The organism is Empedobacter sp. UBA2044 (assembly GCF_002333005.1).
Classification (GTDB): Bacteria; Bacteroidota; Bacteroidia; order Flavobacteriales; family Weeksellaceae; genus Empedobacter; species Empedobacter falsenii_B.
On sequence record NZ_DDBA01000053.1, the window covers coordinates 17,975 to 37,332 of the forward strand.

At 32.6% G+C, this 19,358-nt stretch carries 17 protein-coding genes and 3 tRNA genes; 11 read left to right on the top strand and 9 right to left on the bottom strand.

Going from position 1 to position 19,358, the window contains the following annotated elements:
• Positions 1-28: 28 nt before the first annotated feature.
• Positions 29-2,293, top strand: coding sequence for an aconitate hydratase (locus B4E59_RS09025; RefSeq protein ID WP_125349916.1), 2,265 nt, complete (start codon positions 29-31; stop codon positions 2,291-2,293).
• A 143-nt stretch (positions 2,294-2,436) separates the two neighbouring features.
• Here B4E59_RS09025 and B4E59_RS09030 read toward each other — a convergent pair.
• Positions 2,437-2,509: transfer RNA gene (locus B4E59_RS09030), tRNA-Phe, on the bottom strand.
• Between the two features lie 247 nt (positions 2,510-2,756).
• On the opposite strand from B4E59_RS09030, the gene bamG reads away from it, so the two are divergent.
• From bamG to B4E59_RS09050, 4 genes are all read left to right on the top strand, one after another.
• Entirely contained in the window at positions 2,757-4,040 is a 1,284-nt protein-coding gene (bamG, locus tag B4E59_RS09035) for a beta-barrel assembly machine protein BamG (RefSeq protein ID WP_291046288.1), read from the top strand.
• Positions 4,041-4,057: 17 nt separating this feature from the next.
• Positions 4,058-4,642, top strand: a complete 585-nt coding sequence (lptC, locus tag B4E59_RS09040) for an LPS export ABC transporter periplasmic protein LptC (protein WP_291052589.1) — start codon at positions 4,058-4,060, stop codon at positions 4,640-4,642.
• 114 nt (positions 4,643-4,756) lie between these two features.
• Positions 4,757-6,916, top strand: coding sequence for a peptidylprolyl isomerase (locus B4E59_RS09045; RefSeq protein WP_280050902.1), 2,160 nt, complete (start codon positions 4,757-4,759; stop codon positions 6,914-6,916).
• Between the two features lie 90 nt (positions 6,917-7,006).
• Positions 7,007-7,651 (top strand): DUF4145 domain-containing protein, encoded by a 645-nt coding sequence (locus B4E59_RS09050; RefSeq protein WP_291046296.1) that lies wholly within the window; start codon positions 7,007-7,009, stop codon positions 7,649-7,651.
• Between the two features lie 57 nt (positions 7,652-7,708).
• Here B4E59_RS09050 and purE read toward each other — a convergent pair whose 3' ends face one another.
• Positions 7,709-8,212, bottom strand: a complete 504-nt coding sequence (gene purE / locus B4E59_RS09055) for a 5-(carboxyamino)imidazole ribonucleotide mutase (RefSeq protein ID WP_038333183.1) — start codon at positions 8,210-8,212, stop codon at positions 7,709-7,711.
• A 5-nt stretch (positions 8,213-8,217) separates the two neighbouring features.
• Entirely contained in the window at positions 8,218-9,348 is a 1,131-nt protein-coding gene (locus tag B4E59_RS09060) for a 5-(carboxyamino)imidazole ribonucleotide synthase (protein ID WP_291046300.1), read from the bottom strand.
• A 62-nt stretch (positions 9,349-9,410) separates the two neighbouring features.
• Here B4E59_RS09060 and B4E59_RS09065 point away from each other — a divergent pair, with 62 nt between their 5' ends.
• Together B4E59_RS09065 and B4E59_RS09070 are read left to right on the top strand one after the other, a co-directional pair.
• Positions 9,411-10,352: an endonuclease/exonuclease/phosphatase family protein gene (locus tag B4E59_RS09065; protein ID WP_291046302.1), complete on the top strand. Its 942-nt coding sequence runs from the start codon at positions 9,411-9,413 to the stop codon at positions 10,350-10,352.
• Between the two features lie 208 nt (positions 10,353-10,560).
• Positions 10,561-12,708 (top strand): TonB-dependent receptor, encoded by a 2,148-nt coding sequence (locus B4E59_RS09070; RefSeq protein ID WP_291046304.1) that lies wholly within the window; start codon positions 10,561-10,563, stop codon positions 12,706-12,708.
• Positions 12,709-12,742: 34 nt separating this feature from the next.
• On the opposite strand, the gene B4E59_RS09075 is transcribed toward B4E59_RS09070, so the two are convergent.
• Positions 12,743-13,588: an alpha/beta hydrolase family protein gene (locus B4E59_RS09075; RefSeq protein ID WP_291052592.1), complete on the bottom strand. Its 846-nt coding sequence runs from the start codon at positions 13,586-13,588 to the stop codon at positions 12,743-12,745.
• A gap of 52 nt (positions 13,589-13,640) precedes the next feature.
• Between B4E59_RS09075 and B4E59_RS09080 the strand changes: the two genes are divergently transcribed.
• Together B4E59_RS09080 and B4E59_RS09085 are read left to right on the top strand one after the other, a co-directional pair.
• The gene (locus B4E59_RS09080; protein ID WP_291046310.1) at positions 13,641-14,087 is read left to right on the top strand and encodes a lipocalin-like domain-containing protein; all 447 of its coding nucleotides are present in this window, start codon (positions 13,641-13,643) and stop codon (positions 14,085-14,087) included.
• Positions 14,088-14,175: 88 nt separating this feature from the next.
• Positions 14,176-14,628, top strand: coding sequence for a lipocalin family protein (locus B4E59_RS09085; protein WP_291046313.1), 453 nt, complete (start codon positions 14,176-14,178; stop codon positions 14,626-14,628).
• A 35-nt stretch (positions 14,629-14,663) separates the two neighbouring features.
• On the opposite strand, the gene nth is transcribed toward B4E59_RS09085, so the two are convergent.
• Positions 14,664-15,284 carry an endonuclease III gene (nth, locus tag B4E59_RS09090; RefSeq protein ID WP_038333161.1) on the bottom strand — a complete coding sequence of 207 codons (621 nt, stop codon included), beginning with the start codon at positions 15,282-15,284 and terminating at the stop codon, positions 14,664-14,666.
• 221 nt (positions 15,285-15,505) lie between these two features.
• On the opposite strand from nth, the gene bcp reads away from it, so the two are divergent.
• Both bcp and recA read left to right on the top strand, forming a co-directional pair.
• Complete coding sequence (bcp, locus tag B4E59_RS09095) at positions 15,506-15,961, top strand: thioredoxin-dependent thiol peroxidase (protein WP_291052633.1); 456 nt, start codon at positions 15,506-15,508, stop codon at positions 15,959-15,961.
• Positions 15,962-15,972: 11 nt separating this feature from the next.
• Positions 15,973-17,034, top strand: a complete 1,062-nt coding sequence (gene recA, locus B4E59_RS09100) for a recombinase RecA (RefSeq protein ID WP_038333157.1) — start codon at positions 15,973-15,975, stop codon at positions 17,032-17,034.
• A 56-nt stretch (positions 17,035-17,090) separates the two neighbouring features.
• Here the strand turns inward: recA and B4E59_RS09105 are convergent, their stop codons facing one another.
• From B4E59_RS09105 to rseP, 4 genes are all read right to left on the bottom strand, one after another.
• Positions 17,091-17,516 (bottom strand): lipocalin-like domain-containing protein, encoded by a 426-nt coding sequence (locus tag B4E59_RS09105; protein WP_286496160.1) that lies wholly within the window; start codon positions 17,514-17,516, stop codon positions 17,091-17,093.
• Between the two features lie 233 nt (positions 17,517-17,749).
• Positions 17,750-17,823: transfer RNA gene (locus B4E59_RS09110), tRNA-Asn, on the bottom strand.
• A 58-nt stretch (positions 17,824-17,881) separates the two neighbouring features.
• Positions 17,882-17,955: transfer RNA gene (locus B4E59_RS09115), tRNA-Asn, on the bottom strand.
• Between the two features lie 65 nt (positions 17,956-18,020).
• The gene (rseP, locus tag B4E59_RS09120; RefSeq protein ID WP_221854425.1) at positions 18,021-19,331 is read right to left on the bottom strand and encodes an RIP metalloprotease RseP; all 1,311 of its coding nucleotides are present in this window, start codon (positions 19,329-19,331) and stop codon (positions 18,021-18,023) included.
• Positions 19,332-19,358: the final 27 nt, after the last annotated feature.

The following is a 19,358-nucleotide window of genomic DNA, read 5'->3' on the forward strand; positions in this document are numbered from 1 at the left end:
TTAAAACCAATTAAATAAATCAATTATTATGGCATTTGATATAAATATGATTAAAGGCGTTTATGCAAAAATGCAAGAACGTGTAGATGCTGCGAAAGCCATCGTAGGTCGCCCTTTGACTTATTCAGAGAAAATTTTATATGCTCACTTGTTTGACGGAAAACCTACACAAGCGTATACAAGAGGAGAATCTTATGTAGATTTTGCGCCAGATCGTGTAGCAATGCAAGATGCAACTGCTCAAATGGCTTTGTTGCAATTTATGCAAGCTGGAAAAACCAAAACGGCTGTTCCTTCTACGGTTCACTGTGATCACTTGATTCAAGCTAAAGTTGGTGCAAAAACCGATCTACAAGAGGCAATCAATAAATCTTCAGAAGTATTTAATTTCTTAGAATCAGTTTCTAATAAATATGGAATTGGATTCTGGAAACCAGGAGCAGGAATTATTCACCAAGTAGTTTTAGAAAACTATGCATTTCCAGGAGGAATGATGATTGGTACCGATTCTCACACGCCAAATGCAGGTGGATTAGGAATGGTAGCAATTGGTGTTGGTGGTGCTGATGCTGTTGATGTAATGTCTGGAATGGCTTGGGAATTAAAAATGCCAAAATTAATCGGAGTTAAATTAACGGGTAAATTATCTGGTTGGGCTGCTCCAAAAGACGTTATTTTAGAAGTTGCTGGACGTTTAACTGTAAAAGGTGGAACAGGAGCAATTGTAGAGTATTTTGGAGAAGGAGCAGAGTCTTTATCTGCAACAGGTAAAGGAACAATTTGTAATATGGGTGCAGAAATTGGAGCAACAACTTCAATCTTCGCTTATGATGATGCTTCAGAAAGATATTTAAGAGCGACTGATCGTAATGATGTTGCTGATGCTGCAAATGCTCACAAATCTTATTTACGTTCTGATGATGAAGTTTATGCAAATCCAGAAAACTTCTATGATCAATTAATTGAAATTAACTTATCTGAATTAGAGCCTCGTTTGAATGGTCCTTTTACGCCAGATTTAATGACACCAGTTTCTAAAATGAAAGAAACTGCTGCAGCTAATGGTTGGCCTTTAGATGTAGAATGGGGATTAATAGGGTCTTGTACAAACTCTTCTTACGAAGATTTAACACGTGCAGCTTCGATTGCGCAACAAGCTTTAGATAAAGGTTTAGAAGTGAAATCATCTTTTGGAATTAATCCTGGTTCTGAGGTAGTTCGTTATACTGCGGATCGTGATGGTTTATTAAAAACTTTCGAGGATTTAGATGCGGTTATCTTTACAAATGCTTGTGGACCTTGTATTGGTCAATGGGATCGTGAAGGTGCGGATAAAGAAGAAAAAAATACAATCGTTCATTCATTCAACCGTAATTTCAAAAAACGTGCGGACGGAAATCCAAATACATATGCTTTCGTAACATCGCCTGAAATGGTTGCGGCGATTGCAATTTCTGGACGTTTAGATTTTAATCCATTAACAGATAAATTAATCAATAAATTTGGTGAAGAAGTAATGTTAGATGCTCCAAAAGGAGAGGAATTACCAACAAAAGGTTATGCTTATGAAGATAATGGATATCAAGCACCTGTAGAAGATGGTTCTCGTGTAGAAGTGATCGTAAATCCAAATTCTGAGCGTTTACAATTATTAGAAGGTTTCAAACCTTGGAATGGTGAAAATATTACTGGAGCTAAATTATTAATCAAAGCATTTGGTAAATGTACAACTGACCATATTTCTATGGCTGGACCTTGGTTACGTTTCCGTGGACACTTAGATAATATTTCGAATAATACATTGATTGGTGCCGTAAATGCATTCAACCAAGAAACAAATTCAGTTAAAAATCAATTAACAGGAGAATACGGACCAGTTCCAGATACTGCACGTGCATATAAAGCGGCAGGTGTACCTTCTGTAATTGTTGGTGACGAAAACTATGGAGAAGGTTCTTCTCGTGAGCATGCGGCGATGCAACCACGTCATTTAGGAGCTGTTGCAGTTTTAGTACGTTCTTTTGCACGTATCCACGAAACAAATCTTAAAAAGCAAGGAATGTTAGCGTTGACATTTGCTGACAAAGCAGATTATGATAAAGTACAAGAAGATGATACAATCAACTTTATTGATTTAACGGAATTTGCGCCAGAAAAACCTTTAACAATCGAGTTTGTTCATGCAGATGGATCTAAAGATTTAGTTGTAGCAAATCATACATACAATACACAACAAATTGAATGGTTCAAAGCTGGTTCAGCATTAAATTTAATTAAAGCGCAACAAGCGTAATAATTATTTCAACATAAAAAGTAAAAGCCGATGTATTTCTACATCGGCTTTTTTTAATTGAAAATATTTTTTTTAAGATATTATTAACATTTGAAATACTAAAACAAAAAAAACCTCAATCATTTGATTGAGGTTTTAAGCAGTGGTGCCTCCAGGAATCGAACCAGGGACACAAGGATTTTCAGTCCTTTGCTCTACCAACTGAGCTAAGGCACCGCCTTAATTGTGATGCAAATATAGAGCGAAAATCCGTTCTACCAAACATTATTTAAAATATTTTTTAGACGAAAAAGCTATCTTGTTCATTTACCGAGAAATAAATTTTAAAATATTTTTATCTTTGCAAAAAATGAGTGGTTTTAATATTTTAATAGAGATTTAACAACTCATTTTTGCAATCTAATTTTTACAATTCGCAACAAATCATCATATTTGCGTCTTAGAATTCTATTATACATTCATAATGAAGTGGATTATTTGTAGTTTATCACTATTTAGCGTGGTAACAATAAAAGCTCAGTCAATATCAGTTTCACCTTATTCGGCATACGGAGTAGGGGAGCAATTGTTTGATAATAATACTGAACAAGCTGGTATGGGCGGTATCTCAACGGTTCCTACGAATCCTTTTGGACAAAGTGCGAATTTTTCGAATCCTGCAGCAAACCAAAACTTGCGTATGACAACTTTCAATGCAAGTGGAAGTGGAACTAATTATAATTTCAAATCTGGAACAGATAAAGAAAATGCAGGTCGTTTCAATGTTTCTAATATTTCATTGGCTTTTCCAGTTGGTGAAAAAGGAAGTTTCGGAGTTGGTTTTCAACCTTACACAGCGTTGGGATATGATATTATGAATACTTCTGAGAAAAATAATATCAAACAAACTGTACAGATGAAAGGTGATGGAGGGTTAAATAGTCTTCATGCTTTTTATTCAAGAAATCTTTCAAAAGGATTTTCTTTAGGTTTGCGTGTTAATTATCTTTTCGGAGAGTTGCAACGTAACGAGATTTTAGCTGTAGATGGAGCAAGTTTAGCTGTAGATTATAGCGATAAATCGAACTATCGTGGTGCTCAATTTACGTTAGGATCTATGTATACGAAGAAAATTGGAAAAAATAACAATTTAAACATTGGTGCTACTTATACATTAGGAACTAAGTTAAGAACAGATGTGACAGATCTTACAACTTCTTACACATATATCGGAACAACACAATCTTCTGTAGATACAATTTCTATTATTAGAATTGATAATGGAAAAACTAAGATTCCACAACAATTTACTTTAGGAGCATCATATTCTAAAGATAATACGTGGTCGTTAGCTGTAGAAGCGAAATATAATAATTGGAAAGATTTCTCTCAACCATTAGAAGGTCAAAATACTACAATGTCTTCTGCAGTAGATTACAAAAACAATGTACGTTTGGCAGTTGGAGGATATTGGATTCCAGATTATAACAGTTACAAAAGTTATTTTAATCGTGTAACGTATCGCGCTGGGATGTATTATCAATCAGCTCAGTATTCTATTCACGGAACAGATATTGATGCTTATGGAGCAACTTTAGGTTTTGGATTTCCAATTGGAAAACAAAATGATGGCTCTATGATGAATATTTCGTTAGAGTACGGACAAAAAGGAAAAACAACAAACAACTTAATCAAAGAAAATTATTTCGGAGTTAAAGTTGGATTTGATATTAACGATATTTGGTTTAGAAAAAGAGTTATTGACTAATTTTGGACAAACAAAAATTGTATAAAAAAGCAAACGAAAAAGTTTTAATTAAACCGAGTATTGTATTTGGTCTGATTAGCGTTTTCGTTTTGCTTTTTTCTTGTAAAAAAGAACTTCCTCCTATCAGTAAAAAGAAGGTAGAATTCCCAACACGCACACTTATCAATGCAAATATTATCAACAAAGATTCTGAAAGAATTTCGGGTAATTTGCGTTCACCATTAATCGAAGAATATACAACCGTAGATTCTCCTTACACGATTTTTAGAAAAGGTTTAAACCTTGACTTTTATAAAAAAGGAAGTGTGAAACCAGGTTATTTTCAGGCAGATTGGGGAAGATTAAGTGATGTAACAGGAATCTACGAAGGTAGAGGAAATGTAATTATCGTAAATGAGAAAGGTGATTCGTTGAAAAGCGAGCAATTATTTTGGAATAAGAAAAATAAAACAGTTTATACATCGAAAGAAGTTTACTTAATTAGCAAGGAAGGCGATTCGTTAACAGCGAAAAACGGTTTGCAAGCTACTGACGATTTAGAAACCTATACTTTATTCAATAATCAAGGATTTAAGTATGTTGATGATAATCAAAAATTCTAAAGAGCGTTAAAAAAATTAACAAAAAAGCGCATACTTGTCGCTTCTTCTATTTTATTATTCAATGTATTGTCGTATTTTCGCCACCTATTATAGAAATAACATTAAAATAAAACAATGGCAGTTTTAGGAGAAATTCGTAAAAAAACTTGGCTGATCTTCGTGGTAATCGGAGTTGCAATGTTAGCTTTCGTTGCAGGAGATTTATTCGGAGAGAATTCAAAAATAAAACAATTATTTACTGGAGATCCGTCTGTAGTTGGTACAGTGAACGGAGAACCTATTGGTATTGCAGAATATCAGAGTGCGTACGATCAAACACAAAAGATGTACGAAAATCAAGGTCAAACTGCAACTCCAAATCAAATTGCTCAACAAACTTGGAACAGCTTAGTTAGTCAGAAAGTGTTGAAACAACATGCTGAAAAATTAGGTTTAAAAGTTTCTGATGATGAATTTTGGAGCTATACAGCTCAAAACTTCGGAATGGCATCTGGTGCAGAAGCACAACAACAGATTGCTCAATTAGAAGCGAATGCGGCATCAAGCCCAGAAGCGCAACAACAATATAGAGGTTGGTTGCAAACTGCTGAACAAATAAAATTACAGATTTTATCTCAAAAATATTTTGGTTATGTAATGGCTGGTACAGCGGTTACAGGTAAAGAAGCGGATATTCAACAAGGATACAATATTTCGAATGCAAATATTCAGTATGCATTTGTTGATTATGCAACTTTGGCTAAAAAATTAAATGTAAAAGTAACAGACGAAGAAATTTCTGCTTACGAAGCGAAATATCCAAAATTGTTCAAAGCAGAAGGTTTAGTAAAATTAAGTTACACTTATTTCCCTGCTGGAGCTTCGACTGCTGATGACGCTGTTGCTTTAGCAAACATCAAAAAGTATCTGTCAACTCAAATTGTTCATGACGAAGTAAACAATGTTACAGATACAATTGCAGCATTTGGTTCTGCAAAAAGTGATTCGGTTTATGTGACTCAAAATTCTGAGAAACCATTTATTCCAAATTATTTTACAAAAGCAGAATTGGAACAAGCTCAATTAGGACCAGAAGCTACAAACTTCTTGAAAACTGCTACGGTTGGACAAATTGGTGGACCTTTCAAAATTGGAAATACATACCAATTATACAAACTTTCGAAATCGAAAGAAGTAAAAGATTCTGTAAAATCTAGTCACATCTTAGTTTCTTATACAGGAAGTGCTGCTGGAAACGGAGTAAAACGTACAAAAGACGAAGCAAAAAAATTAGCTGAGCAAATTTTAGCTGAAGTAAAAGCTAATCCAGCTTCTTTTGGTGAAGTAGCTTCAACAAAATCTGATGATAAATCATCTGCTGTACAAAAAGGAAGCATTGGTTGGGTTGGAAAAAACAATCAATTAGATCAAACTTACAATGGATTTATTTTTACAAAACCAGTTGGAACAGTTGATTTGGTAGAATCTCAATTTGGGTTCCATATCATCAAAGTTGATGATGCGAAAAACAAAACAGCTTATCAAGTTGCAAACATTGTAAAAACAATTGAGCCTTCTAAAGCGACAACAGAAAAAGCATTTACAAATGCAAGAACATATGTTCAGAATGTTGAAGGAAAATCATTGAATGATTTCAAAAATACTGCGAAAAAAGGTGGTTATTTAAATAATACAACAGAAGGTATTGAGCGTTATGCTGCGATTGGTCAAGATATTCCAAACGATCAGGACGGAGATATCTTAAAATGGGCTTTTGGCAAGAAAACAGATAAAGGGGCAACAAACTTGTTTACATCTTCTACAGGAGATTACATCGTTGTTCATTTAGTTGAAAAATTTGACAAAGGTTTGGCGCATCCAAGTGTTGTTCGTCAATATGTAGAGCCAGTTTTGATGCACGAAAAAGTTGCTAAATTGGTTGACGAGCAAGTTGCGAATGGTGGATTGAATGCTTTTGCTTCTAAATTTGGAGCGAAAAAAGGAAATGCTACGGTTAACTTCTCTAATTCTAATTTAACTGGAATTGGTTTAGAGCCTAAAGTTGTAGGAGCTGCGTTTGGTGTAAAACCAAATCAATCTTCTAAAGCGATTGCAGGTAATGCTGGAGTTTTCTACATTATTCCTTCAAATCAACAAATTCAAAAGAATCAAAAAGGTTCAATGATTTTGGATAATTTAAACCGTCAATTACAAGGACGTTTCCAACAAACATTGTTACAATCATTGATTCAAGCTGCTGATGTGGTAGATAACCGCGATAGAGCTTTACGTTAAGATTTAAAATTTCTTATAATAAAAAACTCCCAAGCTTAATAAGTTTGGGAGTTTTTAGTTTTATAGATATCTTTATTAATATTAAAATAAATGAAGTTTAAATTAGAAGGAAATATTCAAAATTCGGAAGGAACAAGAATTTCAATTAGATGCCCACATTGTGGTCATAATGGAACATTTGAGTCTATAGGTACCGATGTATATGTAAAGGATACTTTTTCAAATCCAAAAACATTTGGACTTCGACGTTGTCCAAATAGAACTTGTTTAGGGCATTTATTCTTTGTATATAATAATTCAATGAATGATATAATATTAACTTATCCATCAGATACAATACCCTTTGATAAAGAAAATATTCCAGAAAAAGTAATAAATGCTTTTCAAGAGGCAGTTATTTCTCATTCAAATAATTGCTTTGTAGCATCTGCTATAATGATTAGAAAAACTTTAGAAGAGATTTGTCTTGATAGAAAAGTAGATGGAAAAAATTTATATTTAAAATTACAAGATTTAGGAACTAAAATTTTAATTCCAAAAGAATTAATTGAGGGTATGCAAGAGTTAAGACTTCTTGGAAATGATGCCGCCCATATTGAATCAAATACATTTAATGAGGTAGGTAAATTTGAAGTGGAAATATCAATAGAATTTACTAAAGAAATTTTGAAAGCAGTATATCAATATGAATTTCTTCTTGGTAAATTGAGAAGTTTAAAAAAGATAGGTGAATAAAGCAAAAAAGCATCAATTTTTAATTGATGCTTTTTCTATTAGAATATTTCTTAAATCTTACTTATCAAACCCATTCGGATATTCGCCTTTTACAAGCTCTATTTTCGCTTCTACGGCTTTTTGTAAATCTTCTTGATATTGGATTAACCTTTCTTGCAAAGTTGGATTAGTAGCTCCTAAAATACGCGCAGCCAAAATTCCTGCATTCTTCGCTGCATTTACTGCAACTGTAGCAACTGGAATACCATTTGGCATTTGCAAAATAGATAAAATAGAATCCCAACCATCAATCGAATTAGACGATTTAATTGGAACACCAACTACAGGAAGAGGCGTAATTGATGCAACCATTCCTGGCAAATGTGCAGCGCCTCCTGCACCAGCAATAATGACATTTATTCCACGTTCGTGCGCTGTTTTTGCATAATCAAACATACGTTGTGGCGTACGATGCGCAGAAACAATTGTTAATTCGAAAGGTATATTTAATTCTGTTAATAGATCAGCAGCTTGTTTCATGATAGGCAAATCGCTATCACTTCCCATTATAATTCCTACCATAGTTGTTACTTTTTTGCTACGACTTTCACCGTTGCGTTAACTTGTTTTATGTTTTGTTTTAATTGTTTTAAATCATCGTTAACCAATGTAACGTGTCCCATTTTTCGACCTGGTTTTGTGATTGTTTTCGCGTACCAATGTAAAAATGTTCCTGGTATTGTTAATAACTCTTCAATGTTTTCTATTTCAGCTGATCCAGTTTCTCCTTCAGCACCAATTAAGTTAACCATAGCAGAAGTTGTAAACAATTTTGTAGAACCAAGTGGTAATTGCATTAAGGTTCTTAACATTTGGTCAAATTGTGATGAATATGCTGCTTCGATTGTCGAATGTCCCGAATTGTGAACACGAGAAGCTGTTTCGTTAACCCAAATAGATTGGTCTTTGTTAACAAACATTTCTACTGCGAAAACTCCTGAAGATTTCAATGCTTTTACAACATCGCGAGCAATTTGTTCCGCACGTTCAGTGATTTCTTTCGGAAGTGTAGAAGGCATTAATAAATAATCTAATAAATTATATTCTTCGTTGATAACAAATTCTACGGTTGGATAAGTCACGATATTTCCTGAATGATCGGCAACTGTAACCACTGCAATTTCGCGATCTAAATCGGCAGGTGTTTCGAAAATAGAAGGTGCTTGAAGCATTTTGTCTAAATCAGCTTCAGATTTTAAGAATTGTACACCTTTTCCATCATAACCATCTTTTCTTGATTTTTGGAAAATTGGATAATTGATGTCTTGTTTTGATTTCAACTCTTCCCAATTATCTAATCTAAAATAAGGCGCAGTCGGAATATTGTTGTTGACATAAAATTCTTTCTGAACTCCTTTGTCTTGAATAATCGCTAAAGCCTCAGGGTCTGGAACAACTCGCTTTCCAATAGATTTTAGATAACGCAAAGCATCAACATTAACATGCTCAATTTCAATCCCGATTGCATCTAGATCTTTTCCAAAAGCGACAACTGTTTCATAATCTTTGAAATCGCCTTGTATAAAATGATGTGCATGTGGTGCACAAGGTGCATCAGCAGCCGGATCTAAAATACTAATCTCGCAAGGGTATTGTAATGCATTTTGCAAAAACATATATCCCAATTGTCCTCCTCCTAAAATTCCGATTTTTATCATATTGCGAAGTTAATGAATAATATAATTTCTATTTTTACGAGATCAAAAAAAGTATTGACGAGATGTTAACAAAGTGGAGTAAAATTTTATTTTTAGTATTTCTGGGAATTTATTTATCGAGTAGAAGTTTTTACCAATACTTTGTATTTGATATGTTGGTGCAATATTCTGTTTATGCACTAATTATTGCTTTTTTCTTGTGTTTGATTTACAATTATTCGATTCGTAAACAAGAAAAGAAAAATATTTTGTGGTTGATTCCACTCGTTGCTATTCCGATTATTACGTACAAAAATTTAGGAAATTTCTATTTTGGAGAAAATGCGAGAGGTGAGCAATCTAATTTCAAGATTATTTCGATTAATATTTTTTCTCAGAATGATGAATTTCAGCATCTACAAAAATATTTAGGTACAGAAACTGCTGATGTTATCGTTTTGCAAGAACTAACTCCATCTTGGCAAAAAAATGTAGAATTTATAAGAAAAGAGTATCCATATTATAAAGAAGAAGTTAGAAGTAACAATTTCGGAATTGCCATTTATTCTAAAATACCATTTAAAAAAGTGTCTACAAAAAATTACATTGATGAGATGCATCCCTCTATTTTAGCGGAAATTTCTGTAGACGGTAAGTCTGTTAGTATTTTAGCGACACATCCAGTTCCGCCATTACCAAATCAGGCTCGTTTTGAAAGACGAAATAAACAATACGAATTAATGAAGCAGGAAATAGATGCTTTACCGAATGAAAATATCATTTTAGTTGGCGATTTGAATTCAACAGTTTATTCTCCGAACTTCAAATTGGTGCAATCGGATAAAATGAAAGATGCTCGTTCTGGTTTTGGATTGAATAATTCTTGGAATGCTTTTATTCCAATTTTCCGCACAAATATCGACCAATGTTGGGTTTCGAAAAAAATAAAAGTGACCAATTTTTATCGTGGAGATGATATAAAATCAGATCATTTTCCGATTGTTGCAGAACTGAAAATAGATTAAGAATTTGGGTTAATTTTTAAATTTCAAAAAAAAGATTACCTTTGAAGTTCAATCGAAAGGGGTGCTTCTTTACAAGAGGCTGAGATTATACCCAAAGAACCTGGGCAGGTAATGCTGCTAAGGGAACTGGTACTTCACCAAATTACATTCGCGCGTAAATTATAAAAGTGTAAGATGGCTCCTTTCATAATATTTTTTAAAATTAATTATGAAAAGGTCGATTTTTTTATTGTCATTATTTGGTGCATCTATTCTTTATGCACAAGAAAAAGATTCTATTCAAAAAGAAGAAATTCAATTAGGAGAAGTTTCAATTGTCGAAAAACTTCCGATTACAGTTGAAAAGGTAACTGATAAAATGTTACAAAAGAAGAATTTGGGACAAGATGTTCCAAATTTGTTAAATTCTGCTACGTCTGTTTCTATAACTTCTGATACAGGAACAGGAATTGGTTATTCGTCTATCAAAATTCGTGGACTTAATGAACAATCAATCAACGTTACATTAAATGGAATTCCGCTTAATAATCCTGAATCTCAAGGTGTTTTTTGGGTGAATATGCCAGATTTGGCTTCATCTACAAGCTCTATGATAATTCAGAGAGGAGTTGGAACTTCATCAAACGGAATGGCTTCTTTTGGAGCAAGTGTTAATATCGAATCTCAAAATCCGTCTACCGTTCCTTTTGCAGAAGCAAATGTTTCTTTCGGAAATTATAAAACACAAAAATATACAGTTCAGGCTGGTACGGGAAAAATACTAAATAATAAATTGAGTATTGATGGACGTTTTTCTAAGATAAATTCGGATGGATATGTAGACAGATCTTGGTCAGATTTAATCTCTTATGATTTTACAGCTCTATATGAATTGAATGAAAAAACAAAGTTTAGATTTCAGAATATGTTTGGAAAAGAACAAACGTATCAGGCATGGAGTGGTGTAGATGCTGAAACTTTAAAAAATGATAGAACATATAATTTTGAAGGAGAAATTTTAGACGAAAATGGAAAGGTTGAAGGTTTTTATAAAAATCACACTGATAATTACCGTCAAAATCATTATTTTCTTTCGTGGTTACAAGATTTTGGGAATAATTGGAAATCAAATTTAACAGTTCATTACACAAAAGGTAAAGGTTATTACGAGAGCTATAAAAATAATCGCAGTTTGAAACGTTATAAATTGGATTATTTAACTTCAGAAAAAAGAAATTTAATTAATCGTGAATATCTTGATAATGATTTTTATGGTTTTAATCTTGAAGTTGAAAATCAAAAATTAAACGATTTTAAAGTATTTTTCGGATTATCTGCAAACGAATATGATGGCGATCATTATGGAAATGTCTTATGGGTAAAAGGCACAGGTTTTAAGGATAAAGATTTCAAATATTACAACAATCGTTCTGTGAAAAAGCAATTGGCTGCTTATGCGAAAGTATTGTATCAATTGAATAAATTTGAATTGTTTGGTGATTTGCAATATCGTTATGTTGATTATGATGCGAAATATTTACCAAATGGAAAAAATGATGAGGAAGATTTCAGACCATTTTCGGATACATTCAATTTTGTGAATCCAAAAGCTGGAATAAATTTTAAAATCAATTCTTCAAATGTATTGTATGCTTCGTACGGAATTTCTCAACGTGAACCTTTGCGTATTGATTATGCAGGTTTGAATGATAAAGATAAAAAACCAAAAGCCGAATTTTTACAAGATTACGAATTGGGTTACAGAAAAAGTGGTCGTCTTGCTTTGAGTGCGAATTTGTATTATATGGATTACCGTGATCAATTGGTGCCAACTGGAGAATTGAATGATGTAGGAAGTCGAAAAAGAATTAATTCAGGAAAAAGTTTTAGACGAGGAGTCGAATTTGATGCAAACTATAAGATTATTCCAAATCGTTTGAATGTTTTTGGAAATATTACGTTTAGCGAAAACAAACATAATAATTACAAAGAGGAAGTTTGGGATGTTGATGGAAGTTCTTCTGTAAAAGAATACGGAAAGACAAAAATTGCGCTTTCACCAGATGTGATTTCTGCTTTCGGTTTTGAAGCTGTTCCTTTCAAAAATGTATTGATTAATTTGACGAATAAATATGTTGGTGAACAATATTTATCAAATACAGAACCAGCAGATGGAAAATTAGATAGTTATTTAGTTTCGGATCTTTTGATTCGATATTCGCCAAAAGTAAAAGGAATTAAAAACCTTGAATTTTCGTTCTTGATTAATAATTTATTTGATGTAGAATACGAATCAAACGGTTATTATTATGGAGGAGGATATTATTTTCCACAAGCCGGAATTAATGTTTTGGGTGGAGTTGGAATTCGTTTATAAAAAGCTAAAAGCTCGAGAAATTCTCGAGCTTTTTTTATTGTTCAATATAATCAAGAGGAATATGCCAAATTTCGGTTTTATTTTTTTCTCGAAAGAAATCCAAATGTCCAATTTCATCCAACCCATATTCTTTTGGAACGATATTCAAACGTTTTTTCTTCGCATTTTTCAAAACTAATTTCCCAAATAAATCTACAGATTTTGGTGTTGCCATAAAATCATCATCCAAACTAATGATTAAAACAGGTTTTGTAATTTCATCATACAAATTTTGCGTTTCATCAGCGTAACCTAGAATTGAAGTTTCATTCAGAATTAGTTTTCGCCAATCTTTTGCGATCCCGATTGGAATTGGTTCGCCCACTCCAACTTTTTGAGAAGGAAAAAAACCGTAAAAAGCAGATAAAACAGGAATCGCAATGCGAAAAAAGAAATTCACTTTAGTTTTATCTTTTTGATGAAAATTTTTGATATAGCCATATTGAGAACCAATCGTTACAATTTTATCATAAACTTTGTAAGCGCGTGTCAAACCAATCATAATTCCACCGATACTATGACCAATTAAGAATTTTTCGTGATTGGGATAAAATTCTTCGATATATTGTGTTAAACTTAAAAAATCTTTGTCGGCCCAATCTGTAAAATGCGCTTTAAAATCTTTTAATTTTTTGGGTTTAGAATCGCCGATTCCGCGATAATCATACGTAAAAACCAAATATCCCTTATTAGCTAAATACGTTGCATATTTGGCATAAAAAGTTTGTTTAACACCAATTGCAGACGAAATGACAATGATTTTTTTGGTTGCATTGTTTTCGCCAAAAGAGGTTATGGCAATTGGATATTTGTCGGAAGTTTCTAGTATGAATTTTTTCATTCTTTTTATTTGATAAGGTAAAAAATATACCTTTACAAGGTAAATCAATCTTATGAAAAAAATTATTTTAATTCTATTAATCTTATTCTCTTCAAAAATGTTTTCTCAACAATTAAAACCTGATAATGTGATTGGTTTTTGGAAGTTACAAGAATCAGGCTTTTATGAAAATGGCAAAAAAGTGTCTAAAGAATTTGATGATTGTCGGTTAATGAGAAATTATACAATTTGGGATAATGGATATGCTATTTATAACTATGTAGAAGGAAGTAATGGCAATTGTTTTCCTAGTGAGCCTCGATTAACATTGTGGCGAATTGTTGATAATAGAATTCAATTTTACATTGATGATTATATTTTTGAGGATAGAATTGTGAAAATTAATCAAGATAAAACGATAACTTTTGAAACATATATTGATAAAAAAATTGTAGATTCTGATAAGGAATTCGAGAAAATAGCAAATACAATCAGTTATGATATTTTACGTAAACAATAAATAAAGAAAATAAGTTTTCAGGTTTATTTTTTATATTCACTTTACGTCATTCAAAATCTTTATTTTTACCACATAATTATTGAACCGAATGAAAAATATATTCAGCCTATTTTTAGCATCAATTTTATTGCTTTCAGCTTTTTCGTGCAAAGAAGACGATTCGTTGGCAATATCGCAAGATCAATTGTTGCGATCTGGAAAATGGCAATTGAAAGAAATTAGAAAAACGAAAGGGAATATAACGGAAACAGACAAGTTGTTGGCTTGTGAACGACAATCTACATTAGATTTTTCGGATGTTACGAATTATAATTCTAACATGTATAAGACCGAAAAAGGAAATTGTGTACAAGAACAAACGATAGGAACGTATGTGTATAATACGTCTAAAACAAAACGTTTGTTGACAATGGAAACAAAAGATACAACGTACAATTATTATGTGAAGCAGTTAGATCCAAAATATTTGATTTTGCAAGATACGTTGAGTAAAATAGATACGATAAAGCTTCGTTTGCAAGTTTTTGAAATTGTAAAATAATAAAGAAAAATACCTTCCATCTTGGAAGGTATTTTTTATTCGAACATTTTTCGTGTAATAAAATCTTTGTCTAAACTCCAAGCGCGTGCAGGAGAATATTCACGTCCATAATAAATGATTTGAATATGTAATTTGTTCCACAACTCTTTTGGAAAGATTTTCTTCGCATCTTTTTCTGTTTCCTCAACATTTTTACCTTTTGTCAATTTCCATAATTTCATCAAACGATGAATATGTGTGTCGACAGGAAAAGCAGGATGACCAAACCATTGAGACATCACTACCGAAGCGGTTTTGTGTCCAACGCCAGGTAATTCTTCTAATTCTTCAAAACCTTCTGGAACTTCGCCATCGTATTTCTCGATTAAAATTTCGGACAACCGTTTGATATTTTTGGCTTTTGTGTTTGATAAACCAATTTCGCGGATATAATATTTTATTTCATCTACTTCTAATAACGACATTGCTTTTGCGTTAGCAGCTTTCGCAAATAATTCGGGTGTTACTTGATTCACTTTTTTATCTGTTGTTTGGGCAGATAATAAAACGGCGATCAATAATGTAAAAGCATCTTGATGGTCTAATGGAATTGGTGGAACTGGATATAATTTTTCCAATTCATCAATCACAAATTGGATACGCTCTTTCTTTAACATCATAAGTTCTGAAACTTTTTGTGTAAAAATAATGAAACATCTTTAATTATGTTTTAAATAATCAGCCACAAGCGTTCTTACAAAAAAATAAAAGTAAATATTTAGCGACTTATTTTGGCGTTATATAACATTACATTTGTAGTATAAATAAAAGATTAATTAGTTAAATCAGTTACGATTCAAGATTTAATCATTATTTTTACGAGAAGTTCTAAAGACAAATCAAGATGTTAAAAATAGGAGATAAAGTTCCAGATTTTAAAGGAATTGATCAAGATGGAAACGAAGTTTCATACCAAGATTTTGCAGGAAAAAAATTAGTCGTTTTCTTTTATCCAAAAGCAAGTACGCCAGGTTGTACAGCCGAAGTATGTGATTTACGCGATAACGAAAATGCGTTGAAGACACAAGGTTATCATTTGGTTGGAGTAAGTGCAGATTCTGTGAAAAGACAAAAGAATTTTGCTGAGAAAAACAATTTACGTTTTCCTTTGCTTGCAGATGAAAATCATGAAATTCTGAATGCTTTCGGTGTTTGGGGACCAAAGAAATTTATGGGACGCGAATTTGATGGAATTCATCGTGCAACTTTCATTATTGATGAAAAAGGAATGATTACGGATGTAATTGAAAAAGTGAAAACAAAAGAACACGCAAAACAAATTTTAGAAAAATAAAAAATAATATAATGAGCGATTTAGACAATAAAAAGAAAGCGTTACAGCTAATCTTAGATAAGATGGACAAAGCTTACGGGAAAGGGACTGTAATGCGTATGGGAGATTCGGCTGTTGATGATAAAATAGAAGTAATTCCTTCTGGATCTTTGGGATTAGATTTAGCGTTAGGAGTAGGAGGTTATCCTCGTGGACGTGTTATTGAAATCTATGGACCAGAATCTTCTGGTAAAACAACATTGACATTACACGCTATTGCTGAAGCTCAAAAAGCTGGTGGTATCGCTGCTTTTATTGATGCTGAGCATGCATTTGACCGTTATTATGCAGCGAAATTGGGTGTTGATGTAGAAAACTTAATTATTTCTCAACCAGATAATGGTGAGCAAGCATTAGAAATTGCAGATAACTTAATTCGTTCGGGAGCGATAGATATTATCGTAATTGACTCTGTTGCGGCACTTACTCCAAAAGCGGAGATTGAAGGTGAAATGGGAGATTCTCGTATGGGATTACAAGCGCGTTTGATGTCTCAAGCTTTACGTAAATTGACAGGAACAATTAATAAAACGAAATGTACAGCGATTTTCATTAATCAATTACGTGAAAAGATTGGGGTAATGTTCGGAAATCCAGAAACAACAACTGGTGGTAACGCCTTAAAATTCTATGCATCTGTACGTTTGGATATCCGTCGTTCTACTCAAATCAAAAATGGAGATGAGGTAATCGGAAATCACTCGAAAGTAAAAGTGGTTAAAAATAAAGTTGCTCCTCCATTCCGTCAAGCAGAATTTGATATTATGTATGGTGAAGGAATTTCTAAAGTTGGAGAAATTTTGGATATGGGTGTTGAGAAAGGAATTGTAAACAAATCTGGTTCTTGGTATTCATACAACGATAGCAAATTAGGACAAGGTCGCGATGCTGTAAAAGAAGTATTGAAAGATAATCCTGAATTGGCAGAAGAAATTGAAGCTAAAATTGTCGCATTAATCAAAGGTGAGCCAGTAGATGGAAAACCATCAGTTGATAATCCAGCTGACGAAGCAGAATTATTTGCTGAAGATTAATTCGAAAGAATTTTTATATAATGATAAAAACCTCTTAATTTTGAGAGGTTTTTTTGTTATTTTGTATAATTAATAAAAAAGGCGTCCTCATCTCCAAATGAAATTCTTAAACTATTTTTTGTTAATATTTCGATATTTTCTATTTCAGTATCATTAGTGTTATTTTCTGTTAAGGTAATTCGTTTGTTTTTTAAACTCCATTTTCCTTCAGACGGGCTATGATAACAAGGGTCATTTCCTCCTCCTTCATAAAAATCATTATAATAAGTAAAATTTTTATTAAAAGTTATACTTGTTTTAGAATCACATTCATTGTATTCTTCAATTATTTCTTTTCCATTCAAATAATATCCAGAGTTTTTAATCTGCCATTTACCAATTAATAATTCTTCATGCGATTCTACATTAGAATCATCATCGTTATTACAAGATGCGAAAAATGTAGTCGCTGAAAGTGTAGCAAATAATAATAGTTTTTTCATAAGTTATTTTTTTGATTGGCAATAATATGAAAAATGATATTAATTAAACGTTTTTAAGTATTTATAATAAAAAAAACACTTCTGTAGAAGTGGTTTGTCATGTTGAATTTATTTCAACATTGTATACTGTTTATGATGAGAATCTGAAACGAGTTCAGAATATTCATATTTATTATTTAAATAGTAAAACTTTTAATAATAAAAAAAGACAATCAAATTGATTATCTTTTTTGCTCCTCCTCTTGGGCTCGAACCAAGGACCCTCTGATTAACAGTCAGATGCTCTAACCAACTGAGCTAAGGAGGAAAATCCGATATTTTAAAATTTTATTTTTAAGTCTTTGTTTGACATTTCACTAAAAAAGCTCCTCCTCTTGGGCTCGAACCAAGGACCCTCTGATTAACAGTCAGATGCTCTAACCAACTGAGCTAAGGAGGAATGTTGCTTAATTGTGGGTGCAAATATAGAAGTATTTTTTACACCCACAAAAAATATTTTAAATTTTATTTAAAAATCATATTCACAATATCGTTTCCGAAGATGAATACCATTAATCCTAAGATAATTACAACGCCAACCATTTGTGCTTTTTCTAAAACTTTTTCACTTGGTTTTTTACCTGTGATCATTTCATAGATGGCAAAAACAGCATGTCCACCGTCCAAACCTGGAATTGGTAATAAGTTAATAAATGCTAACCAAGCAGAAATCATTGCCGTAAATGACCAGAAAAATAACCAGTTCCATTCTTTTGGCATTTGTTTTACCATTCCAATTGGTCCAGCAACTTGCTTACGACCGTCTTTTACTTGGAACAATGTCCCAATTCCACGAACTTGCGTTGCAATCGCTTCAAATGGCTCTACAATTCCTTTTGCGATTCCTTCACCAATTGTATAATCTTCCTTAGAAATTAATGAATCTAAATATGCTGTTGATCTTAGGAATCCAATGCTTCCATCTTTATCTACATTTACCATCAACTCTACAGGCTCGCCTTTTCTTTCAACACTTAAAGAAACTGTTTTTCCTTTGTATTCTTTTAATTTATTTGTTAAATCTGAAAATAGAGGTGTTGTGAAACCATCAATAGCAATTACTTTATCATCTTTTAATAAACCTGCTTTTTGTGCTGCACTATTCTCAACAACAGAATCCACAACGGTTGGCATTTGAGGAATAAAGAAAGCGCCTTTAGCGTTTAAAATTTCAGTTCTGAAATCTTCTGTAATTGGTAAAGAAACTTCTTTTCCTTGACGTTTTACATCTAAAGTTTCACCACCCAACAAGGCTTCTTTTCCTATTTCATTTAATGCTTGATATTTAACACCATTTACACCAACTGGAATATCACCTTTTTGCAAGCCGAATTTAGTTTGCGTTGCATTCGCTTCGATTCCATATTGCATTTTGTTTACATCAACAAAGCTTTTTCCTTGAGAAATGAATAAAATAGTATAAATAATCATCGCTAAAATGATATTTACAATAATACCTCCTAACATGATGATTAATCGTTGCCAAGCTGGTTTTACACGGAATTCCCACGGTTTTGGCTCTTGTTTCATTTGTTCCAAATCCATGCTTTCGTCAATCATTCCCGAAAGTTTTACGTATCCTCCAAGAGGCAACCAACCGATACCGTAAACAGTATCACCAATTTTCTTTTTCCAAATGGCAAATTTCACATCGAAAAAACAAAAGAAACGTTCAACACGAACGCCAAACCATCGCGCTGTTACATAATGTCCTAGTTCGTGCAACATTACTAAAAGCATCAAACTAAGCATTAAGGTAGCTATCTGTATTAACATATTGTTTTAAATTTATTTATGTTCTAA

Excerpts from the sequence above, each read along its gene's own strand:
- B4E59_RS09025 (WP_125349916.1), top strand. The coding sequence starts at position 29 with ATGGCATTTGATATAAATATGATTAAAGGCGTTTATGCAAAAATGCAA.
- bamG (WP_291046288.1), top strand. The coding sequence starts at position 2,757 with ATGAAGTGGATTATTTGTAGTTTATCACTATTTAGCGTGGTAACAATA.
- B4E59_RS09045 (WP_280050902.1), top strand. The coding sequence starts at position 4,757 with ATGGCAGTTTTAGGAGAAATTCGTAAAAAAACTTGGCTGATCTTCGTG.
- B4E59_RS09050 (WP_291046296.1), top strand. The coding sequence starts at position 7,007 with ATGAAGTTTAAATTAGAAGGAAATATTCAAAATTCGGAAGGAACAAGA.
- purE (WP_038333183.1), bottom strand. The coding sequence starts at position 8,212 with ATGGTAGGAATTATAATGGGAAGTGATAGCGATTTGCCTATCATGAAA.
- B4E59_RS09060 (WP_291046300.1), bottom strand. The coding sequence starts at position 9,348 with ATGATAAAAATCGGAATTTTAGGAGGAGGACAATTGGGATATATGTTT.
- B4E59_RS09065 (WP_291046302.1), top strand. The coding sequence starts at position 9,411 with ATGTTAACAAAGTGGAGTAAAATTTTATTTTTAGTATTTCTGGGAATT.
- B4E59_RS09070 (WP_291046304.1), top strand. The coding sequence starts at position 10,561 with ATGAAAAGGTCGATTTTTTTATTGTCATTATTTGGTGCATCTATTCTT.
- B4E59_RS09075 (WP_291052592.1), bottom strand. The coding sequence starts at position 13,588 with ATGAAAAAATTCATACTAGAAACTTCCGACAAATATCCAATTGCCATA.
- B4E59_RS09080 (WP_291046310.1), top strand. The coding sequence starts at position 13,641 with ATGAAAAAAATTATTTTAATTCTATTAATCTTATTCTCTTCAAAAATG.
- B4E59_RS09085 (WP_291046313.1), top strand. The coding sequence starts at position 14,176 with ATGAAAAATATATTCAGCCTATTTTTAGCATCAATTTTATTGCTTTCA.
- nth (WP_038333161.1), bottom strand. The coding sequence starts at position 15,284 with ATGTTAAAGAAAGAGCGTATCCAATTTGTGATTGATGAATTGGAAAAA.
- recA (WP_038333157.1), top strand. The coding sequence starts at position 15,973 with ATGAGCGATTTAGACAATAAAAAGAAAGCGTTACAGCTAATCTTAGAT.
- B4E59_RS09105 (WP_286496160.1), bottom strand. The coding sequence starts at position 17,516 with ATGAAAAAACTATTATTATTTGCTACACTTTCAGCGACTACATTTTTC.
- rseP (WP_221854425.1), bottom strand. The coding sequence starts at position 19,331 with ATGTTAATACAGATAGCTACCTTAATGCTTAGTTTGATGCTTTTAGTA.